This window comes from Vibrio sp. D173a (genome assembly GCF_030248475.1).
In genome coordinates, this window is the sequence record NZ_JAHGAH010001575.1 from 1 (window position 1) to 726 (window position 726).

Annotated in this window: 1 protein-coding gene and 1 pseudogene; one reads left to right on the top strand and one right to left on the bottom strand. The window is 42.6% G+C overall.

Going from position 1 to position 726, the window contains the following annotated elements; all coding sequences use genetic code 11:
• Nucleotides 1–74 precede the first annotated feature (74 nt).
• On the top strand, nucleotides 75–410 hold the full coding sequence (gene luxU / locus KIV40_RS34835) for a quorum-sensing phosphorelay protein LuxU (protein ID WP_285354032.1): 336 nt from the start codon (nucleotides 75–77) through the stop codon (nucleotides 408–410).
• 55 nt (nucleotides 411–465) lie between these two features.
• Here the strand turns inward: luxU and KIV40_RS34840 are convergent.
• Nucleotides 466–726: pseudogene (locus tag KIV40_RS34840) on the bottom strand (hypothetical protein); the annotation flags it as partial.

Genomic DNA, 726 nt, shown 5'->3' on the forward strand with positions numbered 1-726 from the left:
AACCATTTATCGTAAGTTACAAGCATGGAACGCGAAACAATCATCCTCAGAGTAATTAGTGCATAAGAACAACGATGAAAATACTAAACCAACAAAAAGTAGATGAACTTGCTAGTGAAATTGGTCAAGAGAACGTCCCCGTTTTGCTAGAGATTTTTTTAGGGGAACTCAAAGGTTATCATGAACATTTAGAGCAGAGTAATGAGGAGGATTCGACGAAGTACTTAGCCGATATCAGCCATGCATTAAAAAGTAGTGCGGCCAGCTTTGGTGCAGACTCCCTGTGTAATTTTGCGATTGGCTTAGATGCCAAAGTAAAACAGTCTAAACCGATTACCGACGATGACTATCAAGATATGAAGGCCTTGTTGGTCACCACTTACGGTGAATATCAACAATTGATGAGCTAATAAAAAAGGAGCGTGATGCTCCTTTTTTCTTTCATGACTCAGAGAAGTGATCGTTTTAAGCTAATTGCGCTTCAATCGCTTGTTGTAGTTTGACCCTGTCATGACGCCAATCTCGGTTTGGAGAGGCGAGTTCGGTCGTCACACAGTGCCATTGACCATCCAGTTCAGGGCGAGCAGTATCACCGATAATCACGTCAATTTTGCGCGCTTTACATGCGCGTTCACACCATTCAATCTTCTCTTTAAGCGTCATCATCCCTGCAGGACCTGCTTCAGGTGACAGGTTTTCAACCAAGATTGCTTTTGCATTGGTGTT

Coding starts and splice junctions, on each gene's coding strand:
- luxU (WP_285354032.1), top strand. CDS start 75: ATGAAAATACTAAACCAACAAAAAGTAGATGAACTTGCTAGTGAAATT.